Annotated in this window: 24 protein-coding genes and 1 pseudogene; 11 read left to right on the top strand and 14 right to left on the bottom strand. The window is 53.1% G+C overall.

Annotated features, from left to right (window positions below; genetic code table 11):
- Nucleotides 1-65 precede the first annotated feature (65 nt).
- The 8 genes and pseudogenes from ABFV38_RS19275 to ABFV38_RS19240 all read left to right on the top strand — a co-directional run.
- A pseudogene (locus tag ABFV38_RS19275) lies at nucleotides 66-398 on the top strand (pentapeptide repeat-containing protein); the annotation flags it as partial.
- A gap of 99 nt (nucleotides 399-497) precedes the next feature.
- Nucleotides 498-1355 (top strand): colanic acid biosynthesis glycosyltransferase WcaA, encoded by an 858-nt coding sequence (wcaA, locus tag ABFV38_RS19270; protein ID WP_348959436.1) that lies wholly within the window; start codon nucleotides 498-500, stop codon nucleotides 1353-1355.
- 755 nt (nucleotides 1356-2110) lie between these two features.
- Nucleotides 2111-3031 (top strand): transcriptional regulator TdcA, encoded by a 921-nt coding sequence (gene tdcA / locus ABFV38_RS19265; RefSeq protein ID WP_045910073.1) that lies wholly within the window; start codon nucleotides 2111-2113, stop codon nucleotides 3029-3031.
- Between the two features lie 100 nt (nucleotides 3032-3131).
- The gene (tdcB, locus tag ABFV38_RS19260) at nucleotides 3132-4121 is read left to right on the top strand and encodes a bifunctional threonine ammonia-lyase/L-serine ammonia-lyase TdcB (RefSeq protein WP_167213297.1); all 990 of its coding nucleotides are present in this window, start codon (nucleotides 3132-3134) and stop codon (nucleotides 4119-4121) included.
- Between the two features lie 9 nt (nucleotides 4122-4130).
- Complete coding sequence (gene tdcC, locus ABFV38_RS19255; RefSeq protein ID WP_045415282.1) at nucleotides 4131-5462, top strand: threonine/serine transporter TdcC; 1332 nt, start codon at nucleotides 4131-4133, stop codon at nucleotides 5460-5462.
- A 30-nt stretch (nucleotides 5463-5492) separates the two neighbouring features.
- Nucleotides 5493-6701, top strand: coding sequence for a propionate kinase (gene tdcD, locus ABFV38_RS19250; RefSeq protein ID WP_167213868.1), 1209 nt, complete (start codon nucleotides 5493-5495; stop codon nucleotides 6699-6701).
- Nucleotides 6702-6716: 15 nt separating this feature from the next.
- Complete coding sequence (gene pflB / locus ABFV38_RS19245; RefSeq protein WP_348957846.1) at nucleotides 6717-9011, top strand: formate C-acetyltransferase; 2295 nt, start codon at nucleotides 6717-6719, stop codon at nucleotides 9009-9011.
- A gap of 152 nt (nucleotides 9012-9163) precedes the next feature.
- Entirely contained in the window at nucleotides 9164-9574 is a 411-nt protein-coding gene (locus ABFV38_RS19240; RefSeq protein ID WP_167213303.1) for a hypothetical protein, read from the top strand.
- A gap of 75 nt (nucleotides 9575-9649) precedes the next feature.
- Here the strand turns inward: ABFV38_RS19240 and tssD are convergent, their stop codons facing one another.
- Genes tssD through ABFV38_RS19225 form a run of 3 tightly spaced genes read right to left on the bottom strand, consistent with a single transcriptional unit; the run spans nucleotide 9650 to nucleotide 10926 of the window.
- On the bottom strand, nucleotides 9650-10135 hold the full coding sequence (gene tssD, locus ABFV38_RS19235) for a type VI secretion system tube protein TssD (RefSeq protein ID WP_111967420.1): 486 nt from the start codon (nucleotides 10133-10135) through the stop codon (nucleotides 9650-9652).
- A 21-nt stretch (nucleotides 10136-10156) separates the two neighbouring features.
- Nucleotides 10157-10474, bottom strand: coding sequence for a DUF1493 family protein (locus tag ABFV38_RS19230; RefSeq protein ID WP_167213870.1), 318 nt, complete (start codon nucleotides 10472-10474; stop codon nucleotides 10157-10159).
- Nucleotides 10475-10476: 2 nt separating this feature from the next.
- A complete protein-coding gene (locus ABFV38_RS19225; RefSeq protein WP_348957844.1) occupies nucleotides 10477-10926 on the bottom strand; it encodes an STM2901 family protein in 450 nt (149 codons plus the stop codon).
- Between the two features lie 348 nt (nucleotides 10927-11274).
- On the opposite strand from ABFV38_RS19225, the gene ABFV38_RS19220 reads away from it, so the two are divergent.
- Together ABFV38_RS19220 and ABFV38_RS19215 are read left to right on the top strand one after the other, a co-directional pair.
- Nucleotides 11275-12606 carry a hypothetical protein gene (locus ABFV38_RS19220; RefSeq protein WP_348957843.1) on the top strand — a complete coding sequence of 444 codons (1332 nt, stop codon included), beginning with the start codon at nucleotides 11275-11277 and terminating at the stop codon, nucleotides 12604-12606.
- A gap of 20 nt (nucleotides 12607-12626) precedes the next feature.
- Nucleotides 12627-13931: a serine dehydratase subunit alpha family protein gene (locus ABFV38_RS19215; protein ID WP_348957841.1), complete on the top strand. Its 1305-nt coding sequence runs from the start codon at nucleotides 12627-12629 to the stop codon at nucleotides 13929-13931.
- 80 nt (nucleotides 13932-14011) lie between these two features.
- Here the strand turns inward: ABFV38_RS19215 and ABFV38_RS19210 are convergent, their stop codons facing one another.
- A complete protein-coding gene (locus tag ABFV38_RS19210; protein WP_023309295.1) occupies nucleotides 14012-14713 on the bottom strand; it encodes a pirin family protein in 702 nt (233 codons plus the stop codon).
- A gap of 104 nt (nucleotides 14714-14817) precedes the next feature.
- Here ABFV38_RS19210 and yhaJ point away from each other — a divergent pair, with 104 nt between their 5' ends.
- On the top strand, nucleotides 14818-15720 hold the full coding sequence (gene yhaJ / locus ABFV38_RS19205; protein ID WP_008503135.1) for a DNA-binding transcriptional regulator YhaJ: 903 nt from the start codon (nucleotides 14818-14820) through the stop codon (nucleotides 15718-15720).
- A gap of 39 nt (nucleotides 15721-15759) precedes the next feature.
- On the opposite strand, the gene ABFV38_RS19200 is transcribed toward yhaJ, so the two are convergent.
- The 10 genes from ABFV38_RS19200 to exuR all read right to left on the bottom strand — a co-directional run bounded on the left by ABFV38_RS19200 (nucleotide 15760) and on the right by exuR (nucleotide 21644).
- Complete coding sequence (locus ABFV38_RS19200) at nucleotides 15760-16125, bottom strand: DUF805 domain-containing protein (protein WP_023615581.1); 366 nt, start codon at nucleotides 16123-16125, stop codon at nucleotides 15760-15762.
- Between the two features lie 106 nt (nucleotides 16126-16231).
- Nucleotides 16232-17218 carry a glutathione S-transferase family protein gene (locus tag ABFV38_RS19195; protein WP_045910067.1) on the bottom strand — a complete coding sequence of 329 codons (987 nt, stop codon included), beginning with the start codon at nucleotides 17216-17218 and terminating at the stop codon, nucleotides 16232-16234.
- A 71-nt stretch (nucleotides 17219-17289) separates the two neighbouring features.
- Nucleotides 17290-17682, bottom strand: a complete 393-nt coding sequence (locus ABFV38_RS19190) for a DoxX family protein (RefSeq protein ID WP_023309292.1) — start codon at nucleotides 17680-17682, stop codon at nucleotides 17290-17292.
- A 252-nt stretch (nucleotides 17683-17934) separates the two neighbouring features.
- Nucleotides 17935-18231, bottom strand: coding sequence for a YqjK-like family protein (locus ABFV38_RS19185; protein ID WP_008503139.1), 297 nt, complete (start codon nucleotides 18229-18231; stop codon nucleotides 17935-17937).
- Nucleotides 18228-18626 carry a phage holin family protein gene (locus ABFV38_RS19180; RefSeq protein ID WP_196346524.1) on the bottom strand — a complete coding sequence of 133 codons (399 nt, stop codon included), beginning with the start codon at nucleotides 18624-18626 and terminating at the stop codon, nucleotides 18228-18230. The genes ABFV38_RS19185 and ABFV38_RS19180 overlap by 4 nt, the downstream gene beginning before the upstream one ends.
- Nucleotide 18627: 1 nt before the next feature.
- A complete protein-coding gene (locus tag ABFV38_RS19175; protein ID WP_008503141.1) occupies nucleotides 18628-18933 on the bottom strand; it encodes a YqjD family protein in 306 nt (101 codons plus the stop codon).
- A 29-nt stretch (nucleotides 18934-18962) separates the two neighbouring features.
- Entirely contained in the window at nucleotides 18963-19331 is a 369-nt protein-coding gene (locus ABFV38_RS19170; protein ID WP_348957839.1) for a DUF1090 domain-containing protein, read from the bottom strand.
- A 143-nt stretch (nucleotides 19332-19474) separates the two neighbouring features.
- On the bottom strand, nucleotides 19475-19858 hold the full coding sequence (mzrA, locus tag ABFV38_RS19165) for an EnvZ/OmpR regulon moderator MzrA (protein ID WP_045910066.1): 384 nt from the start codon (nucleotides 19856-19858) through the stop codon (nucleotides 19475-19477).
- 2 nt (nucleotides 19859-19860) lie between these two features.
- Complete coding sequence (yqjA, locus tag ABFV38_RS19160) at nucleotides 19861-20523, bottom strand: DedA family general envelope maintenance protein YqjA (protein WP_023309289.1); 663 nt, start codon at nucleotides 20521-20523, stop codon at nucleotides 19861-19863.
- Nucleotides 20524-20867: 344 nt separating this feature from the next.
- Complete coding sequence (gene exuR, locus ABFV38_RS19155; RefSeq protein WP_023615584.1) at nucleotides 20868-21644, bottom strand: transcriptional regulator ExuR; 777 nt, start codon at nucleotides 21642-21644, stop codon at nucleotides 20868-20870.
- Nucleotides 21645-21683: the final 39 nt, after the last annotated feature.

Genomic DNA, 21683 nt, shown 5'->3' with positions numbered 1-21683 from the left:
AAAATGTATGAGAAAAATAAATGAATCGTTAATAAATACAGTTTACCCCTAATTAATTTCTGAAAATGAAGAGGGGCTATTGCTACAGGATGATAAGAGCGCTTAACTCAACGCCTCATTTACCCATCGGTATTCAGTTGAGCATGAACAAAAAAAACAAACGAAAAAAACTGATTAAATATCATCGAAATATACTGAAAAATCACCGATACCAGCCTGATTTGGCAGGTGCAGACCTGCGGTTTATGGATCTCAGGGGGCTCTATTTACGCAATATTGATTTATCGGGATGCGATATTTCGTTTTGTGATCTTCGGGGAGCCGATTTCTCCTGTGCTAATCTTGCAGGCGCTAATCTTAGCTACTGTAAAACGGAAGGTACTATTTTTAGTCATGCTGATTGTACTTGCGTGGATTTTACTGGAAGCGATATCCATAATGCCTGCTTCAACGATCGCACCGGGCCATTGATGGAACATGAGAAAATTGAAAGTGACATGCCACTATCCCGACCACTCATCTCCATCTATATGCCAACCTGGAACCGCCAGACATTGGCGATCAGAGCCATACAATCGGTGCTGAATCAAGACTATGTGCACTGGGAACTCATTATCATTGATGATTTCTCATCGTCATTTGACCAGCTCTTGACGTATATCACTGAATTGAATGACCCGCGCATTACCTATATTCGCAATGAATTTAACTCTGGCGCTTGTGCAGTTCGAAATCAGGCTATACGGATGGCCCGGGGTGATCTTATTACGGGTCTGGACGATGATGATGAATGGCTGCCGACACGCCTGTCCTCTTTTCTTACCTGTCAACATCAACTTCAGTTGCACAGTTTTTTATACGCAAATGATTATCTCTGTGACGGTACCGGATATCATCACCCTCATGAGTTGCAGGTATATCCGAAACCGGCTTATAAAAAAAGCCTGTTTGATAAACGCAATATTATAGGCAACCAAATGCTGACCTTAACCAGTAGAATGCAACAGATCCTGTTCGACGACGCCTTGCCTGCGGCTCAGGATTATGATGCGTTTTATCGGCTTGCAGAAACCTTCGGTGAACCTTTCAAACTGGATGACATCACCCAGGTGCTTTATGTCAATCACGGCGACGTCCGCATCACCTGCTCAGGACGAAAATTTTCAGGTTATCTACGTTTTTACCGGAAACACAAAGCCAAATTAGACGTACCGAGTAAAAAATATCAGCTCTTCACTCTTTACTACATTCGCAACAAAAAAATGCGCCCGCAAACCCTGATGAAATTGATGACGCTACGCAATCTGAAACGCTATCTGATGACGTATACCCGCTTCCGGAACAAAAAGTTCTAAGGCCTACAAACGACAAGAGTCGTGGTGGTGTTCAGAATGAGTAGATGGATACGGAAATCTTAGCGACGATGGGCTGGGTAAGTCGCCGGGAATCACCCCGGCAGACAACCTCGACGAACGGGTAAGCGCTGCGCCACCCGACAACCACACAAACGACATCAATTCTCATATTTGCGACATTAAGCACATTTCACTGTTTTTTCCTTATCAATTCCACCCCGGTATCTGCAGACGATCGACATCACAAAATTTAAATCCAAAAAATCGACGATCTGTAGTATTGATAATTTGTTATGATTGTTAGCTTAATGATCGCCAATCTTTTCTCGTTTGATATGCACATATTGAAATCAAATACATTTCTCCCATGAATGTGTGACGTATTCCACTCTTTTCCTGAAGTCTGAAAATTCACGCCGTAAAAAATTGATAAATTGAAAGAATGTTTCAAACAAACAACGGTTATTTATTGGTCTTTAATTGTCTGAAATATCGTCTTTATTGATTTTTTAAGAGCGGTGAAATTTATCCGGGTTATCGCCATAAAATAAATTTATTACCGCTATTTTTGTTGATCAATATCAGCGTTGTAGCGTATTTTTATGCTTATATTTTGTTGATTTATAAGGTTTTTAATGGGTTTTTGAGAGGTGGGTTAAAAGGGCTGAAAAGCAAATTGTGAGTAACAGCACATACCCCTTTAAACATTATTGAGTAGAATTCACCCCGTCATAGGGAAATAAGCGCAGAATATTATGAACACTATTATTCTACCGAAAACACAGCACCTCGTGGTATTTCAGGAAGTCATTAAAAGTGGCTCCATAGGTTCTGCGGCAAGACAGCTGGGCCTGACGCAACCCGCCGTCAGCAAAATTATCAGCGATATTGAGTCCTACTTCGGCGTGGAAGTGATGGTGCGCAAAAACACCGGCGTGAAACTGACCGCCGCGGGCCAGGTTCTGCTCTCGTACTCAGAGTCGATCACCCGCGAAATGAAAAACATGGTGAGCGAAATCAACAGCCTGAGCTTCAGCACCGTTATGGATGTCTCCTTTGGCTACCCGTCACTGATCGGCTTTACCTTCCTGTCCGGGATGATCAAAAAATTTAAGGAAGTGTTCCCGAAAGCGCGCGTCTCAATGTATGAAGCCCAGCTCTCCTCATTCCTCCCGGCCATTCGCGACGGCCGTCTGGATTTTGCCATCGGCACGCTGAGCGACGAAATGCTGCTGCAGGATCTGCACGTCGAACCGCTGTTTGAGTCCGAGTTTGTGCTGGTTGCCAGCAAAACGCGAACGTGCACGGGCCCGACGACACTGGCATCGCTCACGCATGAGCAGTGGGTGATGCCGCAAACCGATATGGGCTACTACAAAGAACTCCTGACTACTCTGCAAGACAACCACATCAGCATCGAAAACATCGTCCAGACCGATTCGGTCGTCACCATTTATAACCTTGTCCTGAATGCCGATTATCTGACGGTGATTCCCCGCGACATGATCGCCCCATTCGGTTCGGATCAATTTATTGTGCTGCCTGTGGAAGATGAATTACCCGTGGCGCGTTATGCCGCCGTGTGGTCTAAAAATTACAGAATTAAAAAATCGGCGTCCGTATTAGTTGAGCTGGCAAAACAATATTCGTCGATGAATGTCGAAAGACGACGATAAATAATAAGTTTCTATTTTAAAAATACCCAGAGCTTAACGCATTAACGCTCTGATACCCTGACTTTGCCTGAAAAGAATGAATTATTATAACGAGGATATTATGCATATTACTTACGATCTCCCGGTAACCATTGAAGATATTCAGGATGCCAGAAAACGCCTGGCAGGCAAGATATATAAAACCGGTATGCCACGCTCGAATTATCTCAGCGAACGTTGTAAGGGCGAAATATTCCTGAAGTTTGAGAACATGCAGCGTACCGGCTCGTTCAAAATTCGCGGCGCGTTTAATAAATTAAGCTCGCTGACCGATGCTGAAAAACGCAAAGGCGTGGTCGCCTGCTCAGCGGGAAACCACGCGCAGGGGGTTTCCCTTTCCTGCGCCATGCTCGGCATCGATGGCAAAGTGGTGATGCCAATCGGCGCACCAAAATCCAAGGTGGCCGCGACGCGCGACTACTCGGCGGAAGTGGTGCTGCACGGTGAGAACTTTAACGACACCATCGCCAAAGTCAGCGAAATCGTCGAGATGGAAGGGCGTATTTTTATTCCGCCTTACGATGACGCCAAAGTGATTGCCGGGCAGGGCACCATCGGCCTGGAAATTCTCGAAGATTTATATGACGTGGATAACGTGATTGTCCCTATCGGCGGCGGCGGTTTAATTGCCGGGATTGCAACGGCGATTAAATCCATCAACCCGACCATTAATATTATCGGCGTACAGTCTGAAAACGTGCACGGAATGGCAGCCTCCTGGCAGGCAGGAGAAATAACCAACCATCGCGTCACCGGCACGTTAGCCGACGGCTGCGACGTCTCTCGCCCGGGCAAATTAACCTTCGAAATCGTTCGTGAACTGGTCGATGACATTGTGCTGGTGAGCGAAGACGATATTCGCAACAGCATGATTGCCCTTATTCAGCGAAATAAAGTGGTGACGGAAGGCGCTGGCGCACTGGCCTGCGCGGCGTTATTAAGCGGCAAACTGGATCACTATATTCAGGGCCGCAAAACCGTCTGCATTATTTCCGGCGGCAATATCGATCTCTCCCGTGTTTCCCAAATTACCGGCTTCGTTGACGCATAAAGGTGACCTATGAGCAACACAGAAAGCATTATCGTTGGCCAGACAAAAACGTCCTCCTGGCGTAAGTCTGATACCACCTGGACGCTTGGCCTGTTTGGTACCGCCATTGGCGCAGGCGTGCTGTTCTTCCCCATTCGCGCAGGCTTTGGCGGATTAATCCCTATCCTGCTGATGCTGGTTCTCGCGTTCCCGATTGCGTTTTACTGCCACCGCGCGCTGGCGCGCCTCTGCCTGTCCGGCAGCAACGTCTCCGGCAACATCACCGAAACGGTGGAAGAGCATTTCGGTAAAACCGGCGGGGTGGTGATCACGTTCCTCTACTTCTTTGCCATTTGCCCGCTGCTGTGGATTTACGGCGTCACCATTACTAACACCTTCATGACCTTCTGGGAAAACCAGCTCCAGCTGCCTGCGCTGAACCGCGGCGTGGTGGCGCTGTTCCTGCTGCTGCTGATGGCTTTTGTCATCTGGTTCGGTAAGGACCTGATGGTGAAGGTGATGAGCTTCCTGGTATTCCCGTTTATTGCCAGTCTGGTGCTGATTTCGCTGTCGCTGATCCCTTACTGGAACTCCGCAGTGATCGACCAGGTCAACCTGAGCGATATCGCCTTCACCGGCCATGACGGCATCCTGGTCACGGTGTGGCTGGGGATTTCCATCATGGTCTTCTCCTTTAACTTTTCGCCTATCGTCTCCTCGTTTGTGGTTTCCAAGCGCGAAGAGTACGAGCCGGAGTTCGGTAAAGAATTCACCGAGCAGAAATGTTCCAAAATCATCGGTCGCGCCAGCATGCTGATGGTCGCCGTGGTGATGTTCTTCGCCTTTAGCTGCCTGTTTACGCTCTCTCCGCAGAACATGGCGGATGCCAAAGCGCAGAACATCCCGGTGCTCTCTTACCTGGCGAACCACTTTGCCTCCATGTCCGGCACCAAATCGACGTTTGCGACGGTACTGGAATACGGCGCTTCCATTATTGCCCTGGTCGCTATCTTCAAATCCTTCTTTGGCCACTACCTGGGCACGCTGGAAGGGCTGAATGGCCTGATCCTCAAGTTCGGCTACAAAGGCGATAAGAAGAAGGTCTCTGTCGGCAAACTGAACACCATCAGCATGGTTTTCATCATGGGCTCCACCTGGATTGTGGCGTACGCCAACCCGAATATTCTCGACCTTATCGAAGCCATGGGCGCGCCAATTATCGCCTCTCTGCTGTGCCTGCTGCCGATGTACGCCATCCGCAAAGCGCCAGCCATGGCGAAATATAAGGGCAAACCCGAAAACATCTTCGTCACGGTTGTGGGCCTGCTGACCATTCTGAATATCGTTTACAAACTGTTCTAAACCATTGCTCAGGAAGAGCGGAGTCACATGATGATTGAGTTTCCGGTTGTACTGGTAATTAACTGCGGTTCGTCCTCTGTTAAGTTTTCGGTGCTCGACGCCAGCAGTTGCGACGCCCTGATGACGGGCATTGCTGACGGCATCAACACTGAAAAGGCCTTTATTTCCGTGAACGGGGGTGAGCCAGCCAGACTGGCTCACCAGGACTACGAAGGGGCGCTGGCTGCCATCGCCCTGGAGCTGGAGAAGCGTGACCTGATGAGCAGCGTGGCCTTAATTGGCCACCGCATTGCGCACGGCGGCGACCTCTTCAGCGAGTCGACCCTGATTACGGAAGAGGTGATTGAGCAGATCCGCCAGGTCTCTCCGCTGGCGCCGCTGCATAACTACGCCAACCTGAGCGGCGTGGAAGCCGCAGAGCGTCTGTTCCCGGGCGTGCAGCAGGTCGCGGTATTTGATACCAGCTTCCACCAGACGCTGCCGCCGCAGGCGTATCTGTACGGTTTGCCGTACCGCTATTTTGAAGCGCTGGGCGTGCGCCGCTACGGCTTCCACGGCACCTCTCACCGCTATGTGGCCGCGCAGGCACATTCGCTTCTCGGGCTGTCCCCCGATGACAGCGGCCTGGTGATCGCCCATCTCGGCAACGGGGCGTCCATCTGCGCGGTGCGCAACGGCCAAAGCGTGGATACTTCCATGGGGATGACCCCCCTGGAAGGACTGATGATGGGTACGCGCTGCGGCGACGTGGATTTTGGCGCGATGGCGTGGATTGCTCAGCAGACCGGTCAGTCGTTTGAGGATCTGGAGCGCGTGGTCAACAAAGAGTCCGGGTTGCTGGGGATCTCCGGCATCTCTTCAGACCTGCGGGCGCTGGAGAAAGCCTGGCATGAAGGCAACGAGCGGGCTGTGCTTGCGATCCAGACCTTCGTTCACCGCATTGCGCGACACATTGCCGGGCACGCGGCGTCGCTGCACCGCCTGGATGCGGTGGTCTTTACCGGCGGCATCGGCGAAAACTCAACGCTGATTCGCGCCCTGGTGGCTGAACGCCTGAAGGTGTTTGGCGTCATCCTCGACGACGCCAAAAACTCCCTGCCGGGCAGCGCGGGTGAGCGCGTCATCAGCACCGATTCGTCCCGCGTGGCCTGCGCGGTGATCCCTACCAACGAAGAAAAAATGATCGCGCTGGACGCCCTCCGTCTTGGGAAGGTTACCCCGGCTGCGGCTTACGCCTGATAAAGCGAGAAACACATGAACGTAACAATCGATACGGGCGTCGCCCCCTACAGCGACGCATGGGCCGGGTTTCGCGGTGAAGAATGGAAAAACGCCGTCAACGTGCGCGATTTTATTCAGCATAACTACACCCCTTACGACGGCGATGAAGCTTTCCTCGCGCAGGCGACGCCAGCAACGACGGCGCTGTGGCAGAAGGTGATGGTCGGCATTCGTCAGGAGAATGCCACCCACGCCCCGGTGGATTTTGACACCAACATTGCCACCACCATTACGGCCCACGGGCCGGGCTACATCGATCAGGATCTGGAGACGATCGTCGGCCTGCAAACCGACAAGCCGCTCAAGCGCGCCCTGCATCCGTACGGCGGGATCAACATGATCCGCAGCTCGTTCGAAGCCTACGGTCGCGAGATGGATCCGCAGTTTGAATATCTCTTCACAGACCTGCGCAAAACCCACAACCAGGGCGTGTTTGACGTTTACTCCCCGGAGATGATGCGCTGCCGCAAATCGGGGGTGCTGACCGGTCTGCCGGACGGCTACGGGCGCGGACGCATCATCGGCGACTACCGTCGCGTGGCGCTGTACGGCATCAGCTATCTGGTGCGCGAGCGTGAACTTCAGTTCGCCGATCTGCAGGGCAGGCTGGAGCGCGGCGAAGAGCTGGAGGCGACGATCCGCCTGCGCGAAGAGCTTGCTGAGCACAAGCGCGCGCTGCTGCAGATCCAGCAGATGGCGGCGAACTATGGCTTTGATATCTCACGCCCGGCGATGAATGCCCAGGAAGCGGTGCAGTGGCTCTATTTTGCCTACCTGGCAGCGGTGAAATCCCAGAACGGCGGAGCCATGTCGCTGGGGCGCACGGCCTCGTTCCTCGATATCTACATCGAACGCGACATGCAGGCGGGACGCCTGAATGAGGTGCAGGCCCAGGAGCTGATCGACCACTTCATCATGAAGATCCGCATGGTGCGCTTCCTTCGCACGCCGGAATTCGACACGCTCTTCTCCGGCGATCCGATCTGGGCCACGGAAGTGATCGGCGGCATGGGGCTGGACGGCCGCACGCTGGTGACCAAAAACAGCTTCCGCTATCTGCACACGCTGCACACCATGGGACCCGCGCCGGAGCCGAACCTGACGATCCTCTGGTCAGAACAGCTGCCGATCGCGTTCAAGAAATACGCCGCGCAGGTGTCGATTGTCACTTCGTCGCTGCAGTATGAAAACGACGACCTGATGCGTGCCGATTTCAACAGTGATGACTACGCGATTGCCTGCTGCGTCAGCCCGATGGTGATCGGCAAGCAGATGCAGTTCTTTGGTGCGCGCGCTAACCTCGCCAAAACGCTGCTGTACGCGATCAACGGTGGGGTGGACGAGAAGCTGAAGATCCAGGTCGGCCCGAAAACCGAGCCGCTGCTGGACGACGTGCTGGATTACGACACCGTTATGGCGAGTCTCGATCACTTTATGGACTGGCTGTCGGTGCAGTACATCAGCGCGCTGAATCTCATTCACTACATGCATGATAAGTACAGCTACGAAGCCTCGTTGATGGCGCTACACGACCGGGATGTCTACCGTACCATGGCCTGCGGCATTGCCGGGCTGTCGGTAGCGGCGGACTCCCTGTCGGCCATTAAATACGCCACGGTGAAACCGGTGCGCGACCATACCGGTCTGGCGGTCGATTTCGTGATAGAAGGGGACTATCCGCAGTACGGCAACAACGACGATCGCGTGGACAGCATCGCCTGCGATCTGGTGGAGCGCTTTATGAAGAAAATTCAGGCGCTGCCAACCTACCGCAACGCGGTACCGACTCAGTCGATCCTGACCATCACTTCCAACGTGGTTTACGGGCAGAAGACCGGGAACACGCCGGACGGACGACGCGGCGGCACGCCGTTTGCCCCAGGCGCGAACCCAATGCACGGCCGCGACAGAAAAGGGGCGGTGGCCTCGTTAACGTCGGTCGCCAAGCTGCCGTTCACTTATGCCAAAGATGGCATCTCCTACACCTTCTCCATCGTGCCGCAGGCGCTGGGCAAAGACGAGCTGGTGCGCAAAACCAATCTGGTAGGGCTGCTGGACGGGTACTTCCATCACGAAGCGTCTATTGAAGGCGGGCAGCACCTGAACGTTAACGTGATGAACCGGGAGATGCTCCTCGATGCCATTGCGCATCCCGAGAACTACCCGAACCTGACCATCCGCGTCTCGGGCTATGCGGTGCGGTTTAATGCCCTGACGCGCGAGCAGCAGCAGGATGTGATTTCGCGAACGTTTACACAGGCAATCTGACGAAAACCCCTTCTCATGCCCCCTCACTGCAGGGGGCATTTTTTTGCCCGCTAAACATACAAAATTGTTTATATAATTACTCACACATATTCATCCGCTCTTGAAAAACAATACGCCTGCTTTCCCCTATAACAGAATGTAAGGACAGTAAGATGATGAAAATGACCCGTATTGCGTTGGCCGCCGCCACGCTGGCCGTGTGCAGCTTTACGGCGCAGGCCGCTAATGTTGAGGCTGCTCCGTCTCCATCGCAGGACCCGCTGGTTCAGCACCTGAAGCTCAGCAATGAGCAGGTTAAGAAGATTGAAGATCTGCATAAGCAGCTGGAACAAAATGTCAGCAAGATCCCAATGACGGGCGTGAAGGACGGCGCGCTGATCGACATGTTCCAGGCGGGTAAATGGGACGAAAGCACGGTGAAAAGCCAGCTTAGTGCATTCAGCAAAATTGAAGAGCAGACCCGCTATTACCGCGTGAAATATTACTTCGACGTCAGCCAGGTGTTAACACCGGAACAGCGCAAACAGATTAGAACGGATATGGCTAACGCGCTGGCTGAGTAATCCTGAAATCATTCATTAGAAATGAGACCTCACAGAATCGCTTTAAATAGATTCTGTGAGGAATGATACTGACTTTCATGCTGATGCCCGTTCATTCCATGCATCTGAGAATTGAATGTTCCCGTCGCAATAGGTCCAGGTCGCTTTTTCGTAGCGCAATTGAATAGATTCAAGGTGGCCAGTACCAGGACAGTGACGAGTATCGTTAACAATTGGGGAGATAGAGACAACTTTCACACTGTCCAGCTCAGTTTTAAAATATTCTACTTCCAAACCTGCGTCATTAATTCGGTAATATCTAATCTCAACTTTCTTAAGGTTTTGTCCTGTCGCTACCGCCTTATAAAGATAGGGAGATGAGCTATCAATTTCCTTCTCGAAAAGAAAAGGAGCGTGTTTCCTCGTCCCGGTTAATCTTCCGGAGAGTGGATCGGTTGGAATACTCACATTATGGGTTAAACCTCTAATTTCAACACTCCCTTCACGATCCTGAACATCACATGAACCTTTAATGAGTGAGCCACCATCGTCATAGAACCAAATGTGAACAGGTACGGCCATTATAAATACTCCTTCTAAATATCAATCGTGTATCCATTTACCTGCTTTAACCGCTTCGGCAAACATTCTTACCGTCAATGGCTTTGATATTTGCTTAACCGGTTCTTTAGTAAACCATTTCCTGAAAAACCAGGTTTGAGTCCAGGGGAAATAATTTTCAGTGTTAACGTCGATAAGGTACTCTTTTTCAAATCTCTCAATGGCATATACAACATCATCCAGATCGGTGTAATCCTGTAGAACATCATCCATCTCAAGTGGGATTCGCTTGCCAGTAAATGTTCCTTGTTCTGGTAAAATATCCCTGAAGAATTTCAAAACATCCGTTTCACTAGTCATATTCACCAAATCCGATCTTTAGGATGAGCAATTATATTATAGCGTGAGAGCGTTTTGTAACTTATCATTGCAACATCTGCAGTAAGTATGGTTATTCCTAATGCCGGTATCCATCTACCGATGAATGCACCTAAGTTTTTGGTATACATTGGTTTTCGGTATCTGAAGCTTGCAAGTGTAATTGTAGGTAGCCGGTGTGGTAGCTGTACATTCAGTAGATCTCGCAGGTATTTAGATGCTACAGATGTGCCTATTGTAGCCGTTTCTGGCTTTGTTCTGGTTTCAAGTATCGGTAAACCAAGAACCATAGTGGCCATCATTACGACATCCTTTAATCCGCCGAAATGTTCATCGGTGGTATCCAGAAAAATCCAAAAAAATAACTCAGATGCTGAGATGTTACATACACCTTTATAAAAGTATGTTCCATTGAGTTCTTCAACGCTGTCCATAGTAACCGTAATCATCCGGTGGTTTGTTGAAATATCATCCTATAAAAAAGAAAAGGCTGAGAGTAGGGCTTTCATCTTTATAAATTCTGAAATATTCTCGTTTTAATGATGATATGATTTTTTGAACAGCATCACTTTTGGAAAATGTTATCTGTTTTTTATGGTTTAATAGAATTTCTTACTCTTAATGCGGAAAACTCTCATAAAAGTTGTGACTTTTTTCTCCCTCGCTCCGGTTAAGATTTTCTCACACCAATAACAAGCACCTGCTGCCATCTGAATCGCAATCGCTGGCGATCGGAACCCTATAAAAACAACTGTTTACCCTACAAAATAAGCGAGTGCCCCATGGATACGGCAACAAACAGCAGTGTCATTGTGAATGATTCCCCCGCGGCAAGGCGGGCGGGAATGAGTGAAAGCGAGTGGCGAGAGGCGATTAAATTCGACAGCACCGACACGGGTTGGGTCATCATGAGTATTGGGATGGCTATTGGCGCGGGGATTGTTTTTCTCCCCGTGCAGGTCGGATTAATGGGGCTGTGGGTATTTTTGCTCTCCTCCATTATTGGTTATCCCGCCATGTATTTATTCCAGCGGTTGTTTATTAACACGCTGGCGGAATCCCCGGAATGCAAAGACTACCCGAGCGTGATTAGCGGGTATTTGGGTAAGAACTGGGGGATTTTATTAGGTGCGCTCTATTTCGTCATGCTGGTGATCTGGATGTTTGTCTATTCCACGGCCATTACCAACGACAGCGCCTCGTATTTGCATACCTTCGGCGTGACCGACGGTTTGCTCTCGGAAAATCCGTTCTACGGTTTATTTTTGATTTGCATTCTGGTCGCGATTTCGTCACGCGGTGAAAAGCTGCTGTTTAAAGTGTCCAGCCTGATGGTGCTTACCAAGCTGTTTGTCGTTGCGGCGCTGGGGCTGTCAATGATTGGCCTCTGGCATTTAGCCAACGTGGGCATGCTGCCGCCGCTGGGGCTGCTGATTAAAAATGCCATCATTACGCTGCCCTTTACCTTAACCTCCATTCTCTTTATTCAGACCCTGAGCCCGATGGTGATCTCGTATCGTTCACGTGAAAAATCGGTGGAGGTGGCGCGTCATAAGGCGCTGCGGGCGATGAACATTGCTTTTGGCATCCTGTTTGTGACGGTCTTCTTCTACGCCGTCTCCTTCACCCTGGCGATGGGGCACGATGAGGCGGTCAAAGCCTACGAGCAGAATATCTCTGCCCTGGCGATTGCGGCGCAGTTTATCAGCGGCGACGGCGCGGGCTGGGTCAAAATCGTCAGCGTGATCCTCAATATCTTCGCTGTGATGACCGCGTTCTTCGGCGTCTACCTCGGCTTCCGCGAGGCTACGCAGGGTATCGTCATGAACATCCTGCGCCGCAAAATGCCGGCAGAAAAAATCAATGAAAACGCCGTCCAGCGCGGGATTAAGCTGTTCGCCATTCTGCTGGCCTGGAGCGCGATAGTCCTGAACGCGCCGGTGTTGAGCTTCACCTCTATTTGCAGCCCCATCTTCGGCATGGTGGGCTGCCTGATCCCGGCATGGCTGGTCTACAAGGTACCGGCGCTGCATAAATATAAAGGCGTATCGCTGGTGATAATCATCATCACCGGACTGCTGCTTTGTGTTTCTCCTTTCCTCGCATTCTCCTGAGGGTCATTAAGGTCGTAACGATGTCTGAGCAAACTCATCCTTTATGGAATCAATTTATTCGCGCGGTGCAGGAAGAAGTGAAGCCTGCCCTTGGGTGTACCGAACCCGTCTCTCTGGCACTGGCCTGTGCGACTGCCGCAGACCTTCTGCCGGGGGAGGTCACACGGATTGAGGCGTGGGTCTCGCCGAACCTGATGAAAAACGGGCTGGGCGTGACGGTGCCGGGTACCGGCATGGTCGGGTTACCGATTGCGGCGGCGCTGGGCGCAATTGGCGGTAACGCGCACGCCGGACTGGAGGTGTTGAAAGATGCCACCGCCGATGCACTGGTCCGCGCCAAAGCCCTGCTTGAGGCAGGGCACGTGCAGGTAAAACTGCAGGATCCCTGTGATGAGATCCTCTATTCCCGCGCCTGCGTTCATGCCGGGGATGTCTCGGCGATGGTGACCATCGCGGGCGGGCATACCCGGGTGGTGGAAGTGGTTTGCCAGGGGGAAACGCGCTTTACGCTGGATAAGCCCGTGACCGAGGCGGATGGCGATCCGCTGGCGGTACTGTCGCACGCTACGCTGTCGCAGATCCTGGAATTTGTCGAGCAGGTGCCGTTTGAAGCCATCCGCTTCATCCTGGAAGCAGGACAACTGAACGATGCGCTCTCCCGGGAAGGGCTCAGCGGGAAGTGGGGGCTGCATATTGGCGCAACGCTTGATAAGCAGCGCTCGCGCGGATGGCTGGCGCAGGATCTGGGTTCAGACATTGTTATTCGCACCAGTGCCGCCTCGGATGCCCGGATGGGGGGCGCAACGCTGCCGGCGATGAGCAATTCGGGCTCCGGTAATCAGGGGATTACCGCCACCATGCCCGTCGTTGTTGTGGCTGAGCATCTTCAGGCCGGTGACGAACGGCTGGCGCGGGCGCTGATGCTGTCGCATCTGTCGGCGATCTATATCCATTATCAGCTTCCACGCCTGTCCGCACTGTGTGCGGCGACAACGGCGGCGATGGGCGCTGCGGCGGGAATGGCGTGGCTGATGGGTGGCAGTTACCAGACCATCGCGATGGCGATCGGCAGTATGATCGGCGACGTCAGCGGGATGATTTGCGACGGCGCGTCAAACAGCTGCGCCATGAAGGTCTCTACCAGCGTCAGTAGCGCCTGGAAAGCGGTGATGATGGCGCTGGATGAGTCGGGCGTGACGGGCAACGAGGGGATTGTCGCGCACGATGTGGAGCAGTCGATCGCGAACCTGTGCGCGCTGGCGTGCCGCTCGATGCAGGCAACGGACCGGCAGATTATTGAGATTATGGCGAGTAAGGTGTCGTGATTTAATCCAACCCGTTACCCCTCACCCTAACCCTCTCCCACAGGGAGAGGGAACCGATCGAGCGAGGGAGCGTGTTTATCTTAAACCGGCAAATCAATCAGCAGCGCGCGCAGTGGCGTATCCGCCACCAGGGTGATATTCGCTTCATCACGAATAAACGCCCCGTCGCCGCAGGTGAGGGCTTCTTTCTCTTCCGTGTGCGTCACCGCATGCACCGTACCGTGAATGGACTGCAGATAGGCGCGCGGACCATGAAGCTGGAAGCTTGCCTGTTCACCTTTTTTCAGCTCGATATGATGCAGCCACACCTGCTGACGCAGCTGCAGGCTCCCTTTGCTGCCATCCGGCGATGCAATCAGTTGCTGCTTATCGCCCGTTAAATCTAACTTCTGTACCAGCGGATTTTCCCGCTCAGGGCAGGCGTCGAGCCACAGCTGCATGCGGGTCAGCGTTTTGTCTTTGCTGAGGTTATGCTCGCTGTAGCTGATGCCCGGCTGCGTGGAAATTAACAACGCTTCGCCAGCCTTTGCCTGGACATGATTGCCCTCGCTATCGCGGTATTCTGCCTCGCCTTCCAGGATCAGGTTCAGGATATCGACTTTCGGGTACGTACGCGGCTGGAAGGAGGCACCCGGGGCGAGCACTTCCTGGTTCAACACGCGCAGTGAAGCGTAACCGAGGAGTTTAGGGTCAAAGTAGTGTCCAAAGGAAAAGGTGTAGCGGGCCTGCAGCCAACCGAAATCGGCTTGTCCGCACTGTTTAGCTGTTCTTGTCGTAATCATAAACTTGACCTCTCTTTACACTAAAACAATGGTAAAGGTATGGACGCTTCATTGTTAGCCAGATATTCTGCCTGGTATGTTCAAATTTCCTGAATGAGAACGAGATGGCTAAAGAGAGAGCATTGACGCTTGAGGCGCTTCGCGTCATGGACGCGATTGACCGGCGCGGCAGTTTTGCGGCGGCGGCCGATGAACTGGGGCGCGTTCCGTCTGCGCTGAGCTACACCATGCAGAAGCTGGAAGAAGAGCTGGACGTGGTGCTTTTTGACCGCTCCGGTCATCGAACAAAATTCACCAACGTGGGCCGAATGCTGCTGGAGCGCGGCCGCGTGCTGCTGGAAGCGGCGGATAAGCTGACGACAGACGCCGAAGCGCTCGCGCGCGGCTGGGAAACGCATCTGACGTTAGTTACCGAAGCGCTGGTCCCGACCGAAGCGCTGTTCCCGCTGGTAGATCGCCTGGCGGCGAAGGCCAATACGCAGCTGTCCATCATCACCGAGGTGCTGGCAGGGGCGTGGGAGCGTCTGGAGACGGGCAGGGCGGATATCGTTATTGCTCCGGACATGCACTTCCGCTCATCGTCAGAAATCAACTCGCGCAAGCTCTACAGCGTCATGAACGTCTACGTTGCCGCCCCCAACCACCCGATTCACCAGGAGCCGGAGCCGCTCTCTGAAGTCACACGCGTGAAGTATCGCGGCGTGGCGGTCGCGGATACCGCGCGCGAGCGTCCGGTGCTGACGGTGCAACTTCTGGATAAACAGCCTCGTCTGACGGTGACCTCGCTGGAAGACAAACGGCAGGCGCTGCTGGCCGGTCTGGGCGTGGCGACGATGCCGTACCCGTTTGTGGAAAAAGATATTGCGGAAGGGCGACTGCGGGTCGTGAGCCCGGAGTACACCAGCGAAGTGGATATCATTATGGCGTGGCGTCGCGACAGCATGGGCGAAGCCAAATCGTGGTGCCTGCGTGAAATTCCAAAGCTGTTTGCGCACCACAACAAATAAGCGTGTAGGCCCGGTAAGCGAAGCGCCACCGGGCTTTTTTTATGCGCCGATCTTAGGATCCGGACCAAAGCGGTTTTCGCCCGGCGTCCCACTCTGACAGTTGAAGATCAAAATCACGATCCAGCCCACGATCGGAATCAGCAGCAGCAGTAACCACCACGCCGAACGATCGGTATCGTGCAGCCGACGGAACAGTACCGCCCATGATGGCAGCAGGACTAACAGGCCATAGATGGTGGTCAGTACGCCTTCACCGCCAGCCCGCTCCCAGCCGAGAATTTTATCCACGATGCCCAGCACCATAATCAGGACGAAGTTCACCAGAACGAACATCCAGTACTCTTTGCGGCGGGCGCGGCCACCAAATCCAATGTAGTTGCGCAGTACTTTTAAATACCAGTCCATTTTCCTTGCCTCATTAGTCAGTCAATCACTTGTTTTCTAAGCGATCGAGGTAAGGATAGATGGAGATTGTGAATTAAAAAAGGGCATCTGGTGATGCCCTTACTATTTATCCAAAACGGACGTCGCGCCCGTGCGGTTCATCCAGGTCCTGCCAAGGGCCGATGGAGATAATACCCGTCGGGTTGATGGTCTTGTGGCTGCGGAAATAGTGGGTGCGAATATGGTCGAAGTCGACCGTCTCCGCGATGCCCGGCATCTGGTAGATATCGCGCAGGAAACCATACAGGTTCAGGTAGTCGCTGATGCGGTGTTTATCGCACTTAAAGTGGGTGACATAGACCGGATCAAAGCGAACCAGCGTGGTCCACAGGCGAATGTCCGCTTCCGTCAGGCGATCGCCCGTCAGGTAGCGATGCTGGCCCAGAATCTGTTCCAGGCGTTCCAGTGATTCAAACACCTTCCCGACCGCTTCGTCATACGCTTCCTGGCTGGTGGCGAAACCGGCCTTATAAACACCGTTGTTGACGTTGTCGTAAATCCAGCTGTTCAGCTCATCAATCTTATCGCGCAGTTCAACCGGATAGTAATCCCCGGCACGGGCGCCGTGGGCATCAAATGCGGTATTGAACATGCGGATGATTTCCGCAGACTCATTGCTGACAATCGTCTGGTTTTTCTTGTCCCACAGCACCGGCACGGTCACGCGACCGGTGTAATGCGGATCGGCGCGCAGATAGAGCTGGTACAGGAAATCGTGGTGATAGAGTTCGTCGCCGGTTGCCGCAGGGAAATCACTGTCAAACGTCCAGCCGTTTTCCAGCATCAGCGGGTTGACGACGGAAACCGGAATGAAGGATTCGAGACCTTTCAGCTTGCGCACGATCAGCGTGCGGTGGGCCCACGGGCAGGCGAGGGAAACATAAAGATGATAACGGTCTTTCTCAGCCGCGAAGCCGCCTTCGCCGCTTGGGCCAGGCGCACCGTCGGCGGTCAGCCAGTTACGGAAGGCCGAAACAGAGCGCTTAAAGCGACCTCCGGTGGATTTGGTGTCATACCAGACATCCTGCCAGACGCCGTCTACGAGTTGTCCCATTTTTTCTCCTCCGTCAGATAGCAAAAGCGAGGAGATGTCTCCTCGCTTTGTGTTTATTCAGTATAGCGTGCTTACCATTTCTTATTCAGAACGCGGTCGATGCTGTATGCGCCCGGGCCAGTAACGGCCAGCAGCAGGAAGCCACCCGCGATGGTCAGGTTTTTCATGAACATCAGAGAGTTCACGCCTTCCGCAAAGTTGCTGTGGAAGATGAACGCCGTCAGCACGGTGAAGCCTGCAGTAAACAGCGCGGTGGTGCGGGTCAGGAAGCCGAAGAGGACTGCCAGGCCGCCGCCGAACTCAAGAAGAATGGTCAGTGGCAACAGGAACCCCGGAACGCCCATGGCTTCCATATATTGCTGGGTGCCTGCATAACCGGTGATTTTTCCCCAACCTGCCACGATGAACAGAATTGGCATCAGAATACGCGCTACCAGTACACCAACATCTTCTAATTTTTTCATTTTACTCTCCAGGAAACCACATCAGCGGCTGAACGTTATTTGTCTGCAATTCCGGGTAGATACCGCGTCGTTGCTGTCGATGGAGAGCATCATAAACGTGACGGTGGGCGATTGTTAGCAAGGAAAACTGTCAATCTTCTTCAAAGATATTGAGTAAGGGAGGGGAGAGGATTTTGCCGGGAGGCGCTGCGCTTACCCGGCCTACGCGTGCAAGTAGGCCGGGTAAGGCGTAGCCGCCACCCGGCGAGAAGGTTACCGCAACTGCTGCTGACGAATCGTGGCTTTCACCAGACGCCAGGCGCTCCAGGCACCAAATCCACGGCGCGCCCAGCGGATCAGCATATTTGGATGACGAACCGTCCAGATAGCCATCACGCTGCTGCCGACCAGCGCCCATGAACGCAGGCTCAGGAAGGTGTTCCAGCCCCGGTCAAACCGTCGCGTCGCGTCAATCCAGTCGCGGCGGCTCGCCGACAGATCCAGCCGTTGCTGCTGGATCTGGCTTAGCAGGTACGCTTTTCGCTTTTGACGTTCGGCTTTACCGCTCACGGCTTGTCATCCTCCAGCAGGGCGCGATCGTTAGCCAGCTCCTGACGCGTATGGCGCAGGAACGTGGATTTACGCGCTTTACGCAGCGTCCAGACACCGCCAATCAACGCGGCGACCAGCAGAACGACGGTGGTGGCAATCATCGCGTTAAGACGATACTGCGGGTCAATGGCCCAGATGATTAACACCATCAGGCTCATCAGACCAAACGCGGCGAAGAGCATGGTGAGTCCGAGCATCAGCAGCATCTGGAAGAGGTTGGCTTTCTCCTCTTCCAGCTCGACCACTGCCAGCCGGACGCGCGTTTCGGCAATCCCGACCAGCGTCGTTAAAATACGCTGGCCGATGCCGAGGACGTTGTTAGCAGGCCCTTGTGCGTGACGAGGATCTTCCATATCAACGACGCGTCAGCAGGACACCCAGTACCACACCGACTGCGGCACCAATCCCTACGCCCGTCCATGGATTATCACGCACGTATTCGTCCGCACGCGCGGCTGCTTCGCGGGTCTGTTTTGCCAGTGCATCACCGGTTTCACCCAGGCGATAGCGGCTCTCTTTCAGCGCCTGCTCCGCTTTGCTGCGCAGCTTGCTGACCTCTTCTTTTGACTTGTCAGCAGAGGAGTTCAGCACCTCTTCAAGGGTATCGGCCAGGGATTTCAGTTCAGCGCGCAGATGTTCAGACGTCGTATCTTTTGACATGATTCTCTCCTGTTGAGATTTCCGTTAACTCAATAATCGCGAGATTCCAGCGCTTTCAGGTCGTCCTGCGCTTCTTTCAACTTCTTCTCGCGCTTAGCAATTTTTTCCGCATCCCCTTTCTCTTTCGCTTCCTGCAGGTCGCGACGGCGCTCGGCTATCTCGTCCTTCTGTTCAGCGATTTTCTTCTGGTGGTCGGCACGAAGCTTGCTGTCTGAACAGTTCGCTTTCACTTCGCTCAGCGCTTTTTTGAGACCATCAACACGGTGCTGATTGTTATGCTTTTCGGCATAACCGATCTCACGCTGAATATCCTGTTCTTTCTCCTGACAGAGAGAATTGGCGAAGGATGCTGTGCTTAAAGAAAAAAGGGCCAGAGCCAGAGTCATGCGGAATTTCATTATCGAAACCTTCCATTGTGTTGCGGCGTAAGCCGCTATCCAAAGTTATACGGAGTACAGTCGAGGGGTGCTCCGCGTACTTAAGCATAGTAAGTAAACGGGGGATTCACCAAAGTGAGTGAAAAGATTCGGAATCCTGGTAATTATCCAAATCGATGCGACGTATCGCGAATCAGCGACAGCCAGGCTGCTGGCTGGCTGTCATCTTCCTGCTGAGCAATGATATAACCCTGCGGCAGCGTACGGTCGAGAACCACTTTTGCGGCGGCACTTTGCGCACGGGAATCAAACTTGATCAGTAAAACATCGTCCTGCGGGGTGATGCTCTTAAAACGTATCCCGTTCGCATCCAGATGATGCCAGACAGAAAAACCGTCAGGCACGCTGGCACCCTGGTTGACCGGGCGAATGGCCAGCGTGGATTCCTGGTGCGAAAGCGCGCTCCATACCAACAGCATGGCGCTGAGCACCACCAGCGTCATCACGGCACAGGCAAAACGGCGCAGGGCAAGCGGTGAGATAGCCATCGTTAGCCTCTGGCTCCGTATTTCTTTTTCCACAGCACGACCAGAGAGCCGATCAGGCCGAAGACCAGCAGAACCACAGGTAGCAGCATCAGGCAGGACATCAGCTGGTCTTCATATTTCATAAACACCGGCGTTTTACCCAACGCATAGCCGAGCGTTGTCAGAATAAGCACCCATAACAGACCGCTCATCCAGTTAAAGAACTGGAAGCGCGCGCTGCTCAGCCCCGACAGACCGGCAATGGTCGGCAACAGGGTACGTACAAACGCGATAAAGCGGCCAATCAGCAGCGCGGAAAGCCCGTGCTTATGGAAAAGGTGGTGCGCCCGCTGATGATAATGTGCAGGCAGGTGCGAGAGCCAGTTCTGGACGATCCGGGTATTGCCCAGCCATCTTCCCTGTATGTAACTCACCCAGCAGCCGAGGCTGGCCGCGACGGTCAGTAATAAAATGGTGTGCGGAAACGCCATCGCCCCTTTGGCACACAGCACGCCGACGAGCACCAGCAAACTGTCACCGGGCAGGAAGGCTGCAGGCAGCAAACCGTTCTCAAGGAACAGGATCATAAACAAGACGAAATAGAGCATGCCAATCATGGAAGGGTTGGCCAGCGTTTCAAAATCCTGCGCCCAGAGGGCATGCAGTAGTTGGGTCAAAAGTTCCATTCAGTGTTCCTGGAAATCGGTTAACGTCACGCCTGTTATCCGGGGCAAACAGCACGGCGACATTGTTGTGATTTCATTATGGTCGCTCGCGGACACATTGCGGTGTGGCCAACACGGTTCCCTGTTAATTGGCTGGTTAGCAAGCACTAACTTACAAAATAACGAAGTGAATCCAATTGTAACAAAGCCCAACGTTCTGCGTCACAGAATTTGCAGGCGTGAGTTGATTTTGGCGTAAGCCCAGGAAGTGAGCGAGGGGATTTACAAAGGCTGACACTATATATGTTTTGCTTACCCACTGAAGCCAGAAGGCGCAGCGAGGCGCCTGCCAGCGGGAAGGTCATCTATTTTGCGGCACTGGGGGCCGTATCGAGATGAACAACGGGATTATCGGCGAAAAGATAGCGGTCAGCGTTAAATTCAAAGTCGTCACTGGTTTCATTGAACAGCATCTGCTTGGTGTTTTCCAGGTGCTGCCACATCGCCAGTTTAGCGGCATGCGGATCTTTACGAATCAGCGCCTTAAGGATTTGGTCGTGATCGTCACACCAGTTGTCGACGGTACGGGAATCGATATGGTCGTGCAGTTTTTTCCAGTACGGGTTGTGAACGCGCTGAGTCCACATTTTCTCAACGATTGCCGCCAGCGCCGTATTCTGGGTTGCCAGGGCGACCTGGACGTGAAACTGCAGATCCCACTCTGAATCGCGGAAACATTTTTCCTTACGGGCATTCTCCTGGATTTCCATCAGCTTCATGATGTCCTGCTTGGTCACCTGCGTCGCCGCAAATTCGGCAATGTTGCTTTCAATCAGCTGGCGAGCCTGGAGCAGCTCAAACGGACCATAGCTGGCAAATTCCAGGCTTTCGTCCGCGACGGGCGAGTGTTTCGGCAGATTGGAAATGACGTGAATGCCGGAGCCTTTGCGTACCTCAACGTAGCCTTCCACTTCCAGCATGATGATCGCTTCGCGCACCACGGTGCGGCTGACGCTTTTTTCATCCGCGATGAAGCGCTCAGCGGGCAGTTTATCACCGACAAGATAGACCCCTTGCTCGATGCGATCTTTCAGCTCCGCAGCAAGTTGTTGATATAAACGACGTGGTTCGGTGATTTCCATATGCGCTCCAGGCAGGGTACGGCAGATGATTTGTTATAC

The organism is Enterobacter cloacae complex sp. Mu1197 (genome assembly GCF_040059225.1).
Classification (GTDB): domain Bacteria; phylum Pseudomonadota; class Gammaproteobacteria; order Enterobacterales; family Enterobacteriaceae; genus Enterobacter; species Enterobacter quasiroggenkampii.
This window is presented reverse-complemented; position numbering and strand designations above follow the sequence as displayed.

Coding starts and splice junctions, on each gene's coding strand:
- wcaA (WP_348959436.1), top strand. CDS start 498: ATGCCACTATCCCGACCACTCATCTCCATCTATATGCCAACCTGGAAC.
- tdcA (WP_045910073.1), top strand. CDS start 2,111: ATGAACACTATTATTCTACCGAAAACACAGCACCTCGTGGTATTTCAG.
- tdcB (WP_167213297.1), top strand. CDS start 3,132: ATGCATATTACTTACGATCTCCCGGTAACCATTGAAGATATTCAGGAT.
- tdcC (WP_045415282.1), top strand. CDS start 4,131: ATGAGCAACACAGAAAGCATTATCGTTGGCCAGACAAAAACGTCCTCC.
- tdcD (WP_167213868.1), top strand. CDS start 5,493: ATGATTGAGTTTCCGGTTGTACTGGTAATTAACTGCGGTTCGTCCTCT.
- pflB (WP_348957846.1), top strand. CDS start 6,717: ATGAACGTAACAATCGATACGGGCGTCGCCCCCTACAGCGACGCATGG.
- ABFV38_RS19240 (WP_167213303.1), top strand. CDS start 9,164: ATGATGAAAATGACCCGTATTGCGTTGGCCGCCGCCACGCTGGCCGTG.
- tssD (WP_111967420.1), bottom strand. CDS start 10,135: ATGGCCGTACCTGTTCACATTTGGTTCTATGACGATGGTGGCTCACTC.
- ABFV38_RS19230 (WP_167213870.1), bottom strand. CDS start 10,474: ATGACTAGTGAAACGGATGTTTTGAAATTCTTCAGGGATATTTTACCA.
- ABFV38_RS19225 (WP_348957844.1), bottom strand. CDS start 10,926: ATGGACAGCGTTGAAGAACTCAATGGAACATACTTTTATAAAGGTGTA.
- ABFV38_RS19220 (WP_348957843.1), top strand. CDS start 11,275: ATGGATACGGCAACAAACAGCAGTGTCATTGTGAATGATTCCCCCGCG.
- ABFV38_RS19215 (WP_348957841.1), top strand. CDS start 12,627: ATGTCTGAGCAAACTCATCCTTTATGGAATCAATTTATTCGCGCGGTG.
- ABFV38_RS19210 (WP_023309295.1), bottom strand. CDS start 14,713: ATGATTACGACAAGAACAGCTAAACAGTGCGGACAAGCCGATTTCGGT.
- yhaJ (WP_008503135.1), top strand. CDS start 14,818: ATGGCTAAAGAGAGAGCATTGACGCTTGAGGCGCTTCGCGTCATGGAC.
- ABFV38_RS19200 (WP_023615581.1), bottom strand. CDS start 16,125: ATGGACTGGTATTTAAAAGTACTGCGCAACTACATTGGATTTGGTGGC.
- ABFV38_RS19195 (WP_045910067.1), bottom strand. CDS start 17,218: ATGGGACAACTCGTAGACGGCGTCTGGCAGGATGTCTGGTATGACACC.
- ABFV38_RS19190 (WP_023309292.1), bottom strand. CDS start 17,682: ATGAAAAAATTAGAAGATGTTGGTGTACTGGTAGCGCGTATTCTGATG.
- ABFV38_RS19180 (WP_196346524.1), bottom strand. CDS start 18,626: ATGGAAGATCCTCGTCACGCACAAGGGCCTGCTAACAACGTCCTCGGC.
- ABFV38_RS19175 (WP_008503141.1), bottom strand. CDS start 18,933: ATGTCAAAAGATACGACGTCTGAACATCTGCGCGCTGAACTGAAATCC.
- ABFV38_RS19170 (WP_348957839.1), bottom strand. CDS start 19,331: ATGAAATTCCGCATGACTCTGGCTCTGGCCCTTTTTTCTTTAAGCACA.
- mzrA (WP_045910066.1), bottom strand. CDS start 19,858: ATGGCTATCTCACCGCTTGCCCTGCGCCGTTTTGCCTGTGCCGTGATG.
- yqjA (WP_023309289.1), bottom strand. CDS start 20,523: ATGGAACTTTTGACCCAACTACTGCATGCCCTCTGGGCGCAGGATTTT.
- exuR (WP_023615584.1), bottom strand. CDS start 21,644: ATGGAAATCACCGAACCACGTCGTTTATATCAACAACTTGCTGCGGAG.